Origin of the sequence: Paraburkholderia eburnea (assembly GCF_002917095.1) — a bacterium.
GTDB classification, from domain to species: Bacteria; Pseudomonadota; Gammaproteobacteria; order Burkholderiales; family Burkholderiaceae; genus Paraburkholderia; species Paraburkholderia eburnea.
Genome location: NZ_PQGA01000012.1, coordinates 133,834 through 149,721, shown reverse-complemented (window position 1 = coordinate 149,721; position 15,888 = coordinate 133,834). Strand labels below are relative to the sequence as shown.

Below are 15,888 nucleotides of genomic sequence, written 5' to 3'. Positions count from 1 at the left end.
ACGGGCCGCCAGGCGTTCCGTCTTGCCGATGACCGGGTCATCGATATCAGTGCATCAGATGGCCCAGCCGCCCAGGTAAAACACCGCGAGCACCACGGCGATGATGACGGTGCCGACGTTGAGCTTCCTGATCTCGCCGCTCACCACGCGGCCGATCACGAGCGTCGAAAAGCCCAGCATGATGCCCGTGACGATGTTGGCGGTCAGCACGATGAACACGGCGCAGACGAGGCCCGACATCGAATCGACCATATCGGCCATGTCGAGACGCGCGACGCTCGACAGCATCATGAGGCCGACATACATCAGCGCGGGCGCCGTGGCATAGGACGGCACGAGTCCCGCGAGCGGCGCGAAGAACATCACCGCCAGGAACAGCACGCCCACCAGCGCGGCAGCGAGGCCCGTCCTCGCGCCGGCAGCCACGCCCACCGTCGATTCGATATAGGCCGCCGCCGGTGCGCCGCCGAAGAACCCCGAGAAGATCGAGCTGACCGAGTCGGCCGTGAGCGCGCGTCCGCCGTTGATGATGCGGCCACTGGCGTCGAGCTGGCCCGCCTGGCCCGCGACGGCGCGGATCGTGCCGGTGGCGTCGAACACGGCGGTCATGACGAGCGCGAGCACGCTCGGCAGCACGCTCAGCGAGAGCGCGCCCTTGATGTCCATCGCGCCGATCAGCGAGGCATGGCCGGGCGCCGACAGCGTCGGCAACGCGAACACGCCGTGGAAGCTCACAGCCGGATCGAGTGCGAGACCGAGCGCCGAAATCGCCACGATCACGATCAGGATCGAGCCCGGCACGCGGCGGCGCACGAGGCCGAATATCGCGGCCAGCCCCACCACCGACATGATCACCGGCAGCGAGGTGATATGGCCGAGCGACACCGGCAGGCCCGCGCCGGGGTTCTTGACCACGAGACCCACATCGTTGGCGGCGATCAGCAGCAGGAACAGGCCGATGCCGATGCCCGTGCCATGTGCGATGCCATGCGGCAGATTGCGCAGGATCCACGAGCGCACGCCGGTCACGGAAATCGCCGTGAAGACGAGGCCCATCAGGAACACGGCGCCGAGCGCGACTTCGGGCTTGAGGCCCTTGCCGAGCACGAGGCCGAAGGCGGTGAACGCCGTGAGCGAAATCGCGCAGCCGATGGCGATCGGCAACCGCGCCCACAGGCCCATCAACAGCGAGCCGAAGGCGGTAGTCAGACACACGGCGACGAACACGGCGCTGGTGTCGAAGCCCGCCTTGCCGAGCATGCCCGGCACGACGAACACGGAATACACCATCGCAAGGAAGGTGGTGACGCCGGCAATGCATTCCTGGCGCAAGGAACTGCCGCGCTGGGCGATGCCGAAATAACGGTCGAGGACGCCGCTTGCTTCGGCGAGGGTTTCATCGACTTCGCTGTCGCGAAGCGCCGGATCGGCAATGCTTGCTACTTCCGATAACGGCTGTGCGTGGGGTTCCATCATGGTGAGTGCCTCCTTTATCAGCATGCTGAAACGGTCCCGCATCTCCTTGGGGATCCGTCATCAGGTTCGTCTCGCAGGTTGACTTGTGGGTGTCGACGCACAGCCAGATGCGCTCTTGTGGCGCGTGTCTATTTTTTGACAACTTGTGTTTTGACAACTTTTGACAGGTTCGAAGGTTAGGCCAAGGCGTCATACGCTCCCATCGCGGGAATCGCATTGAGGACATGCCGCGATGCTTATATCGCCGTATGCAAGGCGCAGCGGTGCGCCGGGCTTCGCGTATACCCCGGTGCCCCGGTGGGTTTGAACGCCGGGCGCGCGCCTTGCGATGCCCGCAGCGAATTCGTCAATGGCGGATCGCAAGCGAGCGATGAGTGGAATAAGCGAGGCGCATTGCCCAGGTACTGAATAAGGCTTTTGTCGGCAGATTAACGACTGTTTAAGGGGGATTACCGCCGCACGCGAGTTAAACTCTCACGACCCGGTTTTTTCCCGCCGCGCGCCATGCGCCGGCCGCTCCTGGAGTTTTTGTAGATGAGAGGCGGTTTCGCACGTCCTGCTGTATCCCATACGTCTGTCCTGACCTTGCTTGCGGTGCTTGCGCTGTCGGGCTGTTCGCTGTTCCGCTCGCCGCCGCCGCCCGAGCCGGAACCGCCCATTGCCGCCAGCGAGCCTGAAATGCCCGCCAGCGAGCCCGAAGAGGCTCCCGCGCCCGAAGCCGCGAGCGACACCGAATCCAGCGCGCGACCCGCGCCGCACAAGCCGCGCCCCGCGCCCCGCAAGCCGCGTCGCGTCGCCCCGCCGCCGCCCACGCCCGCGAGCACGCCCGTGGCGCCGCCGCCCGCCCCGCTCCTGCAGACGCGCACCATCGAGCGCGGCAGCTTCCGCACGCTGCTCGACAGCGAAGTGCAGAAGCCCGACGGCAAGGTGGTCGGCCGCGCCGTCGACATGGTGGCCGGTCCCGGCGGCAAGCCGCAGGAAGTGGTCGTGAATCTGCAGGGTTTCATGGGCGTGGGCGACCGCAAGGCGAATTTCCCGTGGAGCGCCGTGCGCGTCAACACCCAGCCGAAGACCCCCGCCATCACGCTCGCGCTCACGCCGCAGCAATTGCAGATCCCCGACCGGCCCAAGGCCGGCGGCGCGCAGGCGGGCGCTCCCGAAGCCAGCCCGACGCGTCTGCCGATGCTCGACACCACGGTCGAGCGCCCCAACGGCGCCAAGGTGGGCCGCGTGGTGGACGTGCTGATCGACGGCAGCGCCGCGCCGCTGGCCGTCGTGCTCGACGTGAGCGATCTGCTGGAGAAACGCCGCACCATCGCCGCCGACTGGGCGGCGCTGCACTTCGTCACGAAGAACAACGCGCTCGAAGCCCAGCTCGAAATGAGCGACCAGCAGCTCGACGCCTCGCCGGCCTATGCGAATGACCAGCCGGTGCGCGCCGTCAGCCCGAACCCCGCAGCCGCTGCGGCTAGTCCAGCCGCTAACCCGGCCGCGCCCGCGGCTTCCGCGCGCGGTGCCCAATGACGACAGGCAAGCCGACGCAACTCTCCCCCAGCCTTCGCAGCGTCCGGGCGCTCGACTGGCTGAACTTCTTCGTGGCGAACGTGCAGACCGGCTTCGGTCCGTTCATCGCCTCGTATCTGGCTTCGCACAAGTGGACGCAGGGCGAGATCGGGCTTGCGCTGTCGGTGGGCACGATCAGCGCGATGGTCAGCCAGGTGCCGGGCGGCGCGGCTGTCGACGCGCTCAAGAACAAGAAGGCCGCCGCCGCCTGGGCGATCATCGCGATCATCATTTCGGCGATGCTGCTGGCCGTCAGCCCGACGGTCGTGCCGGTGATGGCCGCCGAAGTCTTCCACGGCTTCGCGAGCTGCATGCTCGTGCCCGCGATGGCGGCGCTCGCGCTCGCGCTGGTCGGCCGCCAGAACCTGGGCGACCGGCTCGGGCGCAATGCGCGCTGGGCGTCGATCGGCAGCGCGGTCGCCGCGGGCCTGATGGGACTGTGCGGCGAATATGTCTCGCCGCGCGCCGTGTTCTGGCTCACGGCGGCGCTGGCTCTGCCCGCGCTGGTGGCGCTCGCGATGATCGAATACGACAAGCACGCCAATGCCCCGAAGCCGCTGAAAGCCGCGCCGCTGGCCGTTGACACCGCCGAGCGCGAGACGATCTTCGATCTCCTGCGTGATCGCCGCATGTTGACCTTCGCGGGCTGCGTGATCCTGTTCCACCTCTCGAACGCGGCGATGCTGAACCTTGCCGCCGGCGAGGTGACGGCGGGCATGGGCGATAACGTCCAGCTCGTGATCGCGGCCTGCATCATCGTGCCGCAGGCGATCGTCGCGCTGATGTCGCCGTGGGTCGGCCGCACCGCGCAGGCCTGGGGGCGCCGGCCTGTGCTGATTCTCGGCTTCAGCGCGCTGCCGCTGCGCGCGCTGCTGTTCGCGGCGGTCGGCAATCCGTACTTCCTCGTGCCGGTGCAGATGCTCGACGGGCTCTCGGCTGCGGTGTTCGGCGTGATGCTGCCGCTGATCGCCGCCGACGTGGCGGGCGGCAAGGGGCGCTACAACCTGTGTATCGGGCTATTCGGGCTGTCGGCGGGGATCGGCGCGACGCTGTCGACGGCGCTTGCCGGCTTTATCGCCGATCACTTCGGCAATACCGTGAGCTTCCTGGGCCTTGCCTCGGCGGGCGCGGCGGCGGTGCTGATGGTGTGGCTGGTGATGCCGGAAACGCGCGACGCGCTCGAAGAGGAAGCCGCCAGCGACAAGGCCGCCTAGCCTGCCTGGCGCGAGCGACAGTCGCGATACGCGCGTCCGCACCGGGGCGCCACCGCCGCAACCGAAACGGGCGCGGCAGTGGCGCCCCGGTCTTTTTGGGCGGGCGTAAATCTCAATCGAGGTTTGATTGACGATAAAGACGCCATTACGTCATGCGAGCGTAATTGCAATCGCGCAGCGAATCCGCAGACAAAAAGAGACGATGGATGTGCGCGTGCGAGACCTCGCAGGAGGCCAATCATGCAATCACCCGCAGCGAAACCCGCGCCCGTCAGGCGATCAATCCGCCTTGATGATCCGCTGATTTCACTACAGGAGATGCTGGAAGGTACCGCTGTGCAACGAAAGTCCGCCTGACGCGAACCGTGCTGTGGAGCCCATGCCGCTCCGCTGCCGAACCTCACCTGGCTGGCTTGGGTGTCCCCAGGCCAGTTGAGCTGCCTTAAGCCGCGAGCGCCTCGTCAAGACGCGCAGCGACGACACCGCTCGGAAACGCATCGAGCTTGCTCGCGAGAATCATCGCATCGGCATTGGCCGGACGATGACGGCGATTCGGGCTCGGGCGGAAGACCGCGTCGCCACGGCGGATCTTTTCGCCAGTCAACGCGCACACGGCGCTGCGACGCGCCGTGCAGACCCGCCACAACTGATCGGAGTAGCGGCCGTAGGTCGCGTCGCTCCAACAAACGGTGATGCTGTCCGGATCATGACGCCGGATCAAGGTGATGCCTTGCGCATCCCACGACCGCACGGTGGCACGGCGCCGGTTGGCCGCCTCCGATGCGCTGCGCGTGATGGGTACCGGTTTGCAGCTCCTGATGACTTCGGGCTCGCCGTCCGGGCCAAGCGGCTCCGAGGCTGCGGTCAGAAGATCAATGGTTTGTTGCCATGCGCTGCCGGTATCTAATTTCGTCATAATGCACCTCGTGCACGTGGAAACGATTCAAATATGCCGGTCGAATAAGCACTCTGCCACGTCGGGATTATAGCGTGCGATTCTGGCACTCCACAGAAAAAACTGAATTTTCACACGATATATCGCAGACCCGGACAAAAAGCCAGACATGATGCTTTCAAGCATGATTGCAGGATAGCAATAGTGGTTTCTTTACATTCGAACTTTTTTGCCGATTTGTTGATGTTTAACATTGCGCACAGGAAAAAATAACCGGATAGCCCGACCTTATGCCGACGAGGCAAATGCATTAGCAAGACTATTGAACCTGCTAGCCGTTTCGCGCTTCCGCCCGCCCCGGCAAGCCGCAATGCCCCGCCAGATCGGCCTGTGCAGGCATTCATGCTACATAATGATGCACGACGCGTTGCACCTTCATGGCGCACGACATGTCGTCCGATCAATGAAACGCATTACAGGCTTATGTCACAAATAGCCGGAAAAATTCACTTCGACGGCTGCCTCGCAAGGCGCGAGGAATTGTCGCACGAAGCTCCGCCTGGCCGATCGAAGTCAATTCTGAGACACGCCTCTATTCATGAATCGTTAATCAAAAATAAATTGCGTTTTAGTCGTTTTGTCACGAGCGAATGCATCGAATCACATCAACGGGCACCGCGTCAATAGCACGCTATGGTTACGGCCATTACCCGCATGGATAACAACAATTCAAATGACGGCTAATGACCGGATGAATGGCGGCTAAAGCCACACGTCATGCCACGCTTCATGCGGCCCTTCGTGCAGGGCCAATGCTGAGTCAACTGCTGGGTCAACATCGGCGTCCCGCGTTACCCGTCACGCACCGCGCCCCTGATCGAGATAGTCCGCCGCGCGATGTCGCAACATCGTGCCGAAATCGTCGAGCCAGCCGATCGACAGCCGCCAGCTCTGCCAGTAAAGCTCGACGTCGAGCGCGCGTCCCGGCGTCAACTCGACCAGTTCGCCGCGCGCGAGATGCGGCGCGATCATGCGCTCCGGGCACATGCCCCAACCGAGTCCGCTCACGCAGCAGCGCAGAAAACCCGCGACGTGCGGAATCCAGTGCAGCGGCGCATCCACCTGCGCGCGGGTGATGCGGCGCACGAAGCGCTTTTGCAACTGATCCTTCGGATTGAATTCCACGCAGGGTGCGCGGCGCAGCGACTCGCGCCCCACGCCCTGCGCGAAATAGCGCTGGAAGAACTGCGGCGAGCACACCGCGAGATAGCGCATGCGCCCAAGACGCGTCGAGCGGCAACCCTGCACGGGTTCGGCTTGCGTCGTTACCGCGCCCTGCACGCTGCCGTCGCGCATGCGCTGCGCCGTATGGTCCTGATCGTCGATCACGAGATCGAGCAGGATGCCGCGTTCGACGCAAAACGGCGCCACGGCGTCGATGAACCAGGTGCCCACACTGTCGTCGTTGACGGCGACGCGCAAGGTGGGCCGTGACGCCTGCGCCCCGCCACCGTCGGCATGCCGCCGCCCAGTTCGGCCTCGAGCAGTTGCACGCGCTCGGTATGGCGGCACAGCAGCGCGCCCGCCGCCGTCGCCACGCACGGCTGACCGCGCTTGACGAGCACGGCGCCCACGCGCTCCTCCAGCAGCTTCACGCGCTGCGAGACGGCCGAGGGCGTGACATTGAGCGCGCCCGCGGCGCGCTCGAACGAACCGTGACGCACCACGGCGGCAAGCGCGTCGAGCAGCGCATAGTCGAGCATTAGTGTTCCTTAATCTGGTTTAAGAGAATGAGCTTTGCTTAATCGGCTCCTGGCGGCAGACTAGCGCCGTTCCCCCGCTCTGTCCAATCATGAACTGGCTCGCTTTTTCTCACGGCGCCGCACTGTGCGCCTCGCTCATCGTCACCATCGGCGCACAGAACGCGTTTGTGCTGCGCCAGGGCATCCTGCGCTCGCATATCGGCAAGATCGTGCTGCTGTGCGCGCTATCCGATTTCATCCTGATCGGCGCGGGCGTGGGCGGCGCATCCGCGCTCGTCGAGCGCTATCCGACCTTCGTGCATCTCGTGCTTTACGCGGGCCTCGCGTGGCTCGTGTGGTTCGGCATCGGCGCGCTGCGGCGTGCCGTGAAACCCGCGCATGATGTGATGGATACGGCCTGCGCCGCTGATGCGCGGAACGTGCCCGAGCAACGCGCCTGGCCGATCATGCTGATGACGCTGGCGTTTACGTGGCTCAACCCGCACGTTTATCTCGATACCTTTCTGTTGATCGGCACCGCTGGCGCACGCGAGCCGCAAGGTGCGCGTCTCGCGTTCGCGTTGGGTGCGATGGGCGTGAGCGCGGTGTGGTTTCTCGGGCTGGGTTATGGCGCGCGCGCACTCGCGCCGCTTTTCAGGCGTGCCGCCGCCTGGCGCGTGCTAGATGGCGCGATTGGTTCGATGGTGCTGTTGATCGCGTTCACGCAGTTGCGGTGAAGCTGTGCTCCTGACTGCGGCGGCTGCACGGGCCGGATCGCCAGCAGCCCGCCGCATGGATACGCGCGACAGGCGGCCGCCCAGAACGACAAGACGCCGCGACCATGACGGTCGCGGCGAAGCGTTTCGCAGTGCTCAGGGGCGCCTGGCCGGCGCACTCACCTTCATCACCCCGGCGACCGACGGACGCGGCTGATAACCGTCATCGAGCGTCTTCAGGAAGGCGATCACGTCGTCGATATCGCGCGCATTCCACGCGGGCTTGCCGCCCGCCTTGCGCGTCAACGGCTCGTCAACGGTATCGACGTTGTCGCGCACCGCCGCCGGCAAGTCGTCGAACTTCACGACATGGCCGCGCGCGTCTTTCGAGTACCACTTCTGCGGTGCCGTATCGCGCTCCACATAAAAACGCAGCGCGTCGCGCAGCGTATGGAAGCGGCCGTTGTGGAAGAACACCTGACGCGTGGCGGCGTTGCGCAGCGTCGGCGTCTTGAACAGACCGCAGTAGGTCTTGTTGCTCGCCTTGTCGGTGCGCACCGGGCCGCACAAGCCTTCGTCGTAATAGTTGGGATCGCGGTTCGCGCGCAGCGCCGGATTGCGCGGCACGCCTAGCGCCTCGAACTGGAAGTCCGTGAAGAGCGGATGCGCGCCGTTCGCGCCCACCTGGTCGATATGGCAGGACGCGCAATTGCCGCTGTTCGGATCGTCGAACAGCCTCTTGCCGCGCATTTCGCTGGCCGTCAGTTCCGCCTTGCCATCGAGATACGCATCGAACTTGCTCGTGTAGGGATGGAAGCTCGGCTCCTCGAGTTCATAGCGCTCGACCGCCATCATCGCCTGACGCAGCGCCGCGTCCTTCGAGGCGAAAATCGTCTCGCCGAACACCTGTTTGAAGCGGCCCGCGTACGGTGCGCGCGCGAGTTTCGCGGCCACGTCGGCGGGATCGCGGTTGGCCATTTCATTCGCGCTGAAGAGCGGAAACAACGCCTGGTCGTGCAGGCTGTTAAAGCGCCCGTCCCACGTGAAGCCGCCTGCGGGCGGGCTGTCGGCGTCGGTCAGGCGCTCGAAGACGCTTGCGGCCTGCACATGGGTCCAGACCGGCGTGCGATTGAGCACATAGCCGAGCGTCGGCACGGCGCGCGTGCCCTGGGTGCGCAGGTCCGGGCCGCCGAACTGCGCGGCGAGGCCGTTGGGCGGCCCATACGCGTGCGCCGCGCTATGGCAGCTCGCGCACGACATGCGGCCCGAAGCGGACAGCGACGGATCGTTGAAAATGAGCTTGCCGAGCGCGGCGGCATCGCTGAGCGGCGTGGCAACGGGAGCGGCAACGGCAGAAGCCGGGGAAACGGCGGGATGGGACTGCGCCTGCGCCGCACCGATGCCCGGTGCGACAAAAGCCGCCAGCGCGGTAGCGCCGGCGGCCAGCGCAGTCGTGACGGCGCGGCGCGCCGCCAGACATGCGTGGAAAACAGTCATCGGTTTGAGGATAGGCTTAGAGATTCGTGAAGATGTCCTTGCCGAAGCCCGCGAGACCGGCCTGGCCCGCGTAGCCCAGATGGGTCAGGCCGAACATGTCCTCGATGCTCTTGAGCATCGAATAGTGGTTGTACGCCACCGTCGACACCGTGCCCGGCTTGATGAACTTCGAGATCATCACCGCGCCCGTGCGGTCGCCGCCGTAGCTGGTCTTGTTGAGCACGAGATTCACGTTGCCCGTGAGGCCCGCCGGCACCGTCATGCCCAGGGCGGCCAGATACGAGGCCGGCACCGTACCCATCGAGCTCGATTGCGGGAACGTGCCCAGGTTCGGGCCTTCCTGCTGGCTGCAGCAGGTGTCGCCCGAAAAGGTGAAGTCCACCTCGCTCGAACTCGGCATCGTCACCGATGCGTAGCTGCTTTCGTCGAAGTTGATGATCAGCAGGCCGTCCTGCTTGAACGCCGGCGACGCCGTGATGATCGGCACCCACTTCTGCAGGAACGCGTCGGCCGACACCAGGCCGCCCGTCGCGCCGCTCGCGCACGGCGAATCGTGGCCGTCGTCACAGGTGCTCGGCGTGATGAGGTTGAAGTTCGCCGTCGTCGAGACCTGCTGGAGGTCGGTCGTCAGGTTGTTCAGGTTGACCACGTTCGCCTGGCAGTCGGGCGAATCGATGATCGAGTGGAAGTACATGAACGGGTCGTGACGCGTGGCGTACGAGTCGCCTGCCGGCGTGGTCGCGTTCGGTGCTTCCTGGGTGTTGGTCAGGTCCGTCGTGTTAAGCGCCGGGTGACCGCAGGTGGCCGCTTCGCGCGCCGGGTCGTTGCCCATGTCGCCTTCGTAGCCCTTCCACGTGAGGTTCGCCGCCTTGAGCTGATCGGCGATGGTCTTCACGCTCGCGGGATACACGCAGCCCGTGCCGATCGCCTGGCCATCCGACGTCATGCCGGTGAGGCTGAAGTCCTCATAGGTCGTGCAGTCGTTGTCGGTTTGCAGCGTGGGCGACTGGCCGCTGATCATCGAGATGTAGTTGTCGAGGCTCACGTGCCCCGTGCCGTAGTACTGCTGCACCAGCGCGCCTTGCGCCGCGAGCGTGTTGGCCAGATACGGCGCCTTCGTGGTCGGGCTGAATGTGGTGGTGTAGTTTTCGTTTTCGAGTGTGATGATGAAAACGTGCTTGATCTGCTGGGTCGTTCCCGCGGTCGTGGAGTTGACGCTAGAGCCGCACGCGCTGACGAAAAACGCGCACAGAAGCGCGGCGAAGAATGCGGCGCATGTGCCAAATACAGAAGCGCCGATCTTGCCGGTAAATCGAACTGCCATGGGTGTCCTCTATCGTGTCGAGTCGTTATAGGGATAATCCGGCTAGAGCCGATATTCTTTTCGTCCGCCCGAGTGCACAATGCGCCCAATGAATGTTCGCAATGTTTGGGCCGCGCAAGCTTAAGGAGCCTGTGTGACGGAGCCGTGAAAAAACAGGGCGATTGCAGCTGTTTTCCCGCACCTCGTTCAAACAAACCATGTTTGCGCACACAACCAACTGGTCGGTTTGCGATTGGCTCCGCGCCCTGCCCCATTCGGCAGTTCATGGGTGAAACACGGCCTGGCTCCGCGCAACCGGCTATCATGTGAATTCGTACCGTAGATGGAACAAACGAATCACATGGCCTCCCCTCAAGAAAACGTCAGCATGGCGGTGTTCTGCGACTTCGAGAACGTCGCGCTCGGTGTGCGCGACGCGAAGATCGACCGCTTCGATATCAAGCCCGTGCTCGAGCGGCTCCTGCTCAAGGGCAGCATCGTCGTGAAGAAGGCCTATTGCGACTGGGAGCGCTACAAGGGCTTCAAGGCGTCGATGCACGAAGCCAGTTTCGAGCTGATCGAAATTCCGCATGTGCGCCAGTCCGGCAAGAATTCCGCCGATATCCGCCTCGTCGTGGACGCGCTCGACCTCTGCTATACGAAATCGCACGTCGACACCTTCGTGATCGTGAGCGGCGACTCGGACTTCTCGCCGCTCGTCTCCAAGCTGCGCGAGAACGCGAAGAAGGTGATCGGCGTGGGCGTGCGTCATTCGACGTCCGATCTGCTGGTCGCTAATTGCGACGAATTCATCTTTTACGACGATCTGGTGCGCGAACTCGCGCGCGAGCAGCAGGCGCGCGGCAAGGGCCGCGGCGAAGGCGGCGCGAACGCGAAGCGCCAGGGCGGCGACGAGCGCCAGCAAAAGGGCGACAGCGAAAAGGGCGACAGCGCCGAAGACCGCAACGAGGAGCGCAAGCTCAAGGCGATCACGCTGGTGGTCGAAACGCTCGACGCGCTGGGCTACGATCGCGGCGACGGCAGCAAGATCTGGGCTTCGGTGCTCAAGAGCGCGATCAAGCGCCGCCGGCCCGACTTCAGCGAAACGCGCTATGGGTTCCGCGCCTTTGGCAATCTGCTGGAAGAAGCACAGACGCGCGGGCTGCTGGAAGTGGGCCGCGACGATAAATCGGGCACCTTCGTGACGCGCACGAGCCAGCCGGCAAACGTGGCCGCAAATACAGCAGCGGCCACGGTGGAAGCGCAAGCAACGGCGGTCACGCCGGTCGCGGAAGAAACCACCGCACCGCGCACGGACGAGGCCCGTTCGCGCCGCAAGGGCCGCCGTAATGGCCGTGGCGCGGGCAGGACGAACGAGGCCGCTCGCGAGGCGCACTCGCCGCAGGAATCGCACGACGTGCAGGAAGTCGTGCAGACCCAGGAAATCTTCGACATAGAGTCGTTGCACGAAACCGAAGCAGCCCACACGGCAGTGCATCACGATCTCTTCGCCGAGCCGCGCTCGCACGAATCCGCCCTGCCGCTGTTCGAGCCTGCCACGCCGGAAGAAGTCAAAGCGCTTGAAGAAGCGCCGCGCCGCGCGCGCAAAACCGCTTCACGCAAGAGTCCCGCGCGCAAGAAGGCCGCCAAACCCGTGAAAGACGAGGCTCAGGCTGCCGTCCCGGTAGAAGTGGCGACCGCAGCGCACGCTGAACCGGCTGTCGAAGCCGCGCCTGAAGCGACGACAACCGATGCACCCAAAAAGAAAGCACCGAAGAAGACCCCGGTGCGCGCACGACGCCCGCGCAAGCCAGCAGAAGAAAGTTGATCGAAGCGTGGCGGCGCGGTGTCCCCACGCCGCCACGCTCCGCCACTGCGTCAGTCACCAAATGGATTCGCCGGGCGCTTGCCCGGCGTTTCTTCGTTCGCGTCCTGATCACCGAACGCGCCAAAAGGATCGCCGGCTTTTGCGGGTGCGTCGCCACCGAACGGATTTGTCTTTGGCTTAAACGAGGATTCGCCGAACGGATTCGCGCTTGCGGGCGCACGCGTGCCGCCGAACGGATCATCGGCGTGTGCGGCCTGCCCGGCCTCGCCCTCTTCTGCCTCCGCTTGTCTCCCCGTCGCCAGGTTGTATTCCGCCTGGACCTGCGCGAGCACGCCCGCGATGCTCGATTCGAAACCCGCCGCGTTGCCGAAATGGCGCATCGTCCAGTTGCAGCCGGTGCGGTCGGGGACCTGCTCCTGCGCACGCGGCACGACGATCTTCACGCCGTCCTCGACCACTTCCTGCAAGCGCTGAAGACGGCGCTTCACTTCGTCCTGCAGCCGCGACGCGTTGAGTATCTTGCGATGCATCGGGCACCTCCTTTTCCATTCCCGAAACCAGGCGCGAGTCTAGCGCATCTCCAACGTACATCGAACGCCCTCATTGCGGCGGTGCCTCGACCGGCAGATTCATATGCCTGAGCGCATCGCGCATCGAATCGCTGGGAATCGCGATCTGCCCCGTAAACGGCGTATCGAGATCGACAATCACATAGACCGACGACGATATCGACATCGCGCCCAGCCCGATCATCACCAGCGCCAGTGCATTGTGCGGCGCGATCAGGCCGAAGCTCAAAAAGATCATGATGAGCCAGAGCGTGAGCATCACGAAAAATGGCCGCGAGAGCGTGCTGTGCGCCTCCTCGATCAGACGCCAGCGCGTATCGCGCACGCGCCCGAACAGGTCGCCCAGGCGCGCCGCGAGTACGCTTTGATAGCGATCGCGCGGCGCGAAACCAGCGATATCGCGCCCGACCGTGTCGAGGAGCGCCCCTAGCCGCGCGCTCTCCAGTTCGCCGTCGTGCGCGCCCGGGATACGCGGATAGTCGCCCACGGGCACTGGCTCGCCCGGCCATGTCGAAGCAATCGCCGCCGCGGTATAGGTGCGCAGCGCGGCTCGCGCGGCTTCGGCATCCGGGCCATAGTCGCGCAGACGTCCATCGAGCTGGATGAGATCTGCCGCGTAAGCGCGCATGTCGTCGGTCGCCGTGTCGAAACTGCTTTTGGCCGACGCGGTAAGCAGGCCCAGCACCAGTGCCCCGAACGTCACGAGCATCCCCAGCACCAGTTGCACGAGCTGAACCGTCTCGTGCTTGCGATGCTCTTCGGGCAGGAGCGGCCGCAGCAGAATGCCCAACCCCGTGCCGCCAAGCAGCAGCACGAATACCAGCGCGGCCAGACCGATCTCGATCATGCTCAGGCGCTCCTGTGTGCGTCGTCCGCGGGCTCGTCCGCAACGTTGACGGGGGTGGCTTCTGGCGCTTCGTTTCCGGGAGGCCTGGGCGCATGCAGATCCGCCGTGTCCTGTTGTTCCTGGTGCGCCCGCGAGCGCTCGCCCGGCAGCAGCACACCGGGATGCACACGCGGCACCGCACGCTTCCACGCCACGTCCAGCTCGCGGCGGATCGAATCGTAGATCTCCTTCGAGATCGAGCGGTCCTCGTACATCGCCACCACGCGCGCGCGTCCTTCGCGCAGCGCATAGAGCAGCATCATGCGCTGTTCCAGCACGTCCGCGCCGTGACCGAAGCAGGCACGCACATCGTCAAGCCCCCGTTCGGCCTTGTCGATACGCGCGCGCAAAATCGTGCCGAGCAGCTTCGCCAGCCGCTCGCCGAGCAAAGGCGTGAGACTTGCATCGGCGAAAGCGATCAGCTCGTGCAGCACCACTCGCCGACACATCAGGAGTTCGAAACGATCGGCGAGCGCATCCGAATACGGTTGACGCAGACGCAGCCAGCGCGCCACGAAACGCGCCACACGCAACTCCAGCGTATCGGCGAGGATCTTCGCCGCTGCACGCTGGTAGCCGATACGGCCGCTTTCGCGCGCGGCCTCGATCATCGCATCGGTATTGCGCGTCATGGCGTCGAGATTGCGGATCGTAACGATGCCGCTGCCGTACTGCGGAATCAGATCGCGTTCCTTGGCCGCGAGCGTGACGAGGCCGATGGCGAGGCGTTCGCGCTCGGACAGCGCCGCTTCGATATCGAAAGCCGTCGCGCTCATGTCGATGCTGCGCCGAAAGGTGGCGCACGCTTCATTGGCGATTTCCTCTGGAATGCGAAACGTTCGTGCGGCCGCGTGCACCTGCTGGGACACGCTGATCGATGACAGTTGCACGGCCTGCTGCTGGATCGCCTCTTCCTGCGGCGAGAGCAGATCGAGCTTGAGCCGGCGGATCAGCAGTTTGAGCGACGAACCGTTGACGATCAGGCTCACCAGCACGAAGCCCGTGGCGAGAATCGCCACGAAGCGGCGCGTGCTTTCCGGAAGCGCTTCGTTCTGCGCGAGGCCCAACGCGAGCACCAGCGTCACCGCGCCGCGCAAGCCGCCCCACGCGATCACGAGTTTGTACGCGGCGCTCACCGGTTCGGTGAGTTTCAGACGGCTCAACAGCGGCAACATGCCGAACGCCACCACGAGCCGCGCGACAAGCGCCGCGACCACCACCACGCCAAGCGCGACGAGGTCGAGCCAATGGGCATCGCGCAACGTTGCCGGAATTTGCATGGCCGCGAGCAAAAAGATCGCCGCGCCCGCCATCGCCGCGACCTGTTCCCATATCAGTTGTAGATGCAACCAGTTGACGGGCGACAGACGCGTGCGTCCGAGACCGCTGATGACCAGTCCCGCCGCGACCACGGACACTACGCCCGAAACATGGAGCACCTGATCGGCGAACAGGTAGAGCGGATACGGCAGCGCGAAACTCAGCGAAATTTCTGCCTTCCCCTCGCCGCCCAGCGCCGGCAGCAGATACGCGAATGCGCGGCCCGCGAGCGCGCCCACCGCCAGTCCGCCAACCAGTTCGACGCCGAGCGTGCGCAACGCGGCGGTGCCCGTCGCCGCGGCAGCGTCGCCCGTGATGGCGGCGATCAACACGCTCGCAATGGCGATCGCGGCCGCATCGTTCAACAGGCTCTCGCCTTCGACAAGACGCACGAGCCGCGCGGGCGCGCCAACCTCGCGAAACACGGCGAGCACGGCGGACGGGTCGGTGGTTGCGATCATCGCGCCGAGCAGCAGACCGTCCGTGAGCGCGCCAAGGCCCGTCAAGCGGATCGCGCCGCCCACCATCGCCGTCGCGACGAACACGGCCACGACGGCGAGCAGCAGGATAGGCGCCGCGTCGCCGAGCATTTCGCGCACGTTCACGCTCAGCGCGGCCTGAAACAACAGCAGCGGCAGAAAGATCCAGAGATAGGCCTCGGGCGGCAGACGCGGTGCAAGCGCGGGCGTGACGACGCTCGCGGCCAGTTGCGGCCATGCCTCGCCGCTCACGAGGTAAATGCCGCCGAGCGCGAAGCCCCACGCCGCCAGCAGCACCGACTCGGACAGCGCGAAGCGCAGACTCACCGCCTGCACCAGCGCGATGCTCGCCAGCAGAAAGCCGCTCAAGAGAAGAATGTGGATGACCATCGTTTCCCGT

10 protein-coding genes and 2 pseudogenes are annotated in these 15,888 nt (G+C 65.0%); 4 read left to right on the top strand and 8 right to left on the bottom strand.

Annotation, left to right across the window (positions count from 1 at the left end; genetic code table 11):
- Positions 1 to 54: 54 nt before the first annotated feature.
- On the bottom strand, positions 55 to 1,476 hold the full coding sequence (locus B0G62_RS20795; RefSeq protein WP_103706118.1) for an NCS2 family permease: 1,422 nt from the start codon (positions 1,474 to 1,476) through the stop codon (positions 55 to 57).
- 534 nt (positions 1,477 to 2,010) lie between these two features.
- Between B0G62_RS20795 and B0G62_RS20790 the strand changes: the two genes are divergently transcribed.
- Positions 2,011 to 3,000 carry a PRC-barrel domain-containing protein gene (locus B0G62_RS20790; RefSeq protein ID WP_103706094.1) on the top strand — a complete coding sequence of 330 codons (990 nt, stop codon included), beginning with the start codon at positions 2,011 to 2,013 and terminating at the stop codon, positions 2,998 to 3,000.
- A complete protein-coding gene (locus B0G62_RS20785; protein ID WP_103706093.1) occupies positions 2,997 to 4,253 on the top strand; it encodes an MFS transporter in 1,257 nt (418 codons plus the stop codon). The genes B0G62_RS20790 and B0G62_RS20785 overlap by 4 nt, the downstream gene beginning before the upstream one ends.
- Before the next feature lie 442 nt (positions 4,254 to 4,695).
- Here B0G62_RS20785 and B0G62_RS20780 read toward each other — a convergent pair whose 3' ends face one another.
- Positions 4,696 to 5,169 carry a DUF3331 domain-containing protein gene (locus B0G62_RS20780; protein ID WP_084162778.1) on the bottom strand — a complete coding sequence of 158 codons (474 nt, stop codon included), beginning with the start codon at positions 5,167 to 5,169 and terminating at the stop codon, positions 4,696 to 4,698.
- An 837-nt stretch (positions 5,170 to 6,006) separates the two neighbouring features.
- Positions 6,007 to 6,911, bottom strand: a pseudogene (locus B0G62_RS20775) (LysR family transcriptional regulator ArgP).
- An 89-nt stretch (positions 6,912 to 7,000) separates the two neighbouring features.
- On the opposite strand from B0G62_RS20775, the gene B0G62_RS20770 reads away from it, so the two are divergent.
- Positions 7,001 to 7,627: a LysE/ArgO family amino acid transporter gene (locus B0G62_RS20770; RefSeq protein WP_103706092.1), complete on the top strand. Its 627-nt coding sequence runs from the start codon at positions 7,001 to 7,003 to the stop codon at positions 7,625 to 7,627.
- Between the two features lie 135 nt (positions 7,628 to 7,762).
- Here B0G62_RS20770 and B0G62_RS20765 read toward each other — a convergent pair whose 3' ends face one another.
- Complete coding sequence (locus tag B0G62_RS20765) at positions 7,763 to 9,103, bottom strand: cytochrome-c peroxidase (protein WP_103706091.1); 1,341 nt, start codon at positions 9,101 to 9,103, stop codon at positions 7,763 to 7,765.
- Positions 9,104 to 9,119: 16 nt separating this feature from the next.
- The gene (locus B0G62_RS20760; protein ID WP_103706090.1) at positions 9,120 to 10,427 is read right to left on the bottom strand and encodes an alkaline phosphatase family protein; all 1,308 of its coding nucleotides are present in this window, start codon (positions 10,425 to 10,427) and stop codon (positions 9,120 to 9,122) included.
- Between the two features lie 340 nt (positions 10,428 to 10,767).
- Here B0G62_RS20760 and B0G62_RS20755 point away from each other — a divergent pair, with 340 nt between their 5' ends.
- A complete protein-coding gene (locus B0G62_RS20755) occupies positions 10,768 to 12,234 on the top strand; it encodes an NYN domain-containing protein (RefSeq protein ID WP_103706089.1) in 1,467 nt (488 codons plus the stop codon).
- Between the two features lie 293 nt (positions 12,235 to 12,527).
- Here B0G62_RS20755 and B0G62_RS20750 read toward each other — a convergent pair.
- The 3 genes and pseudogenes from B0G62_RS20750 to B0G62_RS20740 form a co-directional block, all read right to left on the bottom strand.
- Positions 12,528 to 12,764 (bottom strand): annotated as a pseudogene (locus B0G62_RS20750) (hypothetical protein); the annotation flags it as partial.
- 70 nt (positions 12,765 to 12,834) lie between these two features.
- Complete coding sequence (locus B0G62_RS20745) at positions 12,835 to 13,650, bottom strand: bestrophin-like domain (RefSeq protein ID WP_103706088.1); 816 nt, start codon at positions 13,648 to 13,650, stop codon at positions 12,835 to 12,837.
- Between the two features lie 2 nt (positions 13,651 to 13,652).
- Positions 13,653 to 15,878, bottom strand: coding sequence for a cation:proton antiporter (locus B0G62_RS20740; protein WP_103706087.1), 2,226 nt, complete (start codon positions 15,876 to 15,878; stop codon positions 13,653 to 13,655).
- Between the last annotated feature and the right edge of the window lie 10 nt (positions 15,879 to 15,888).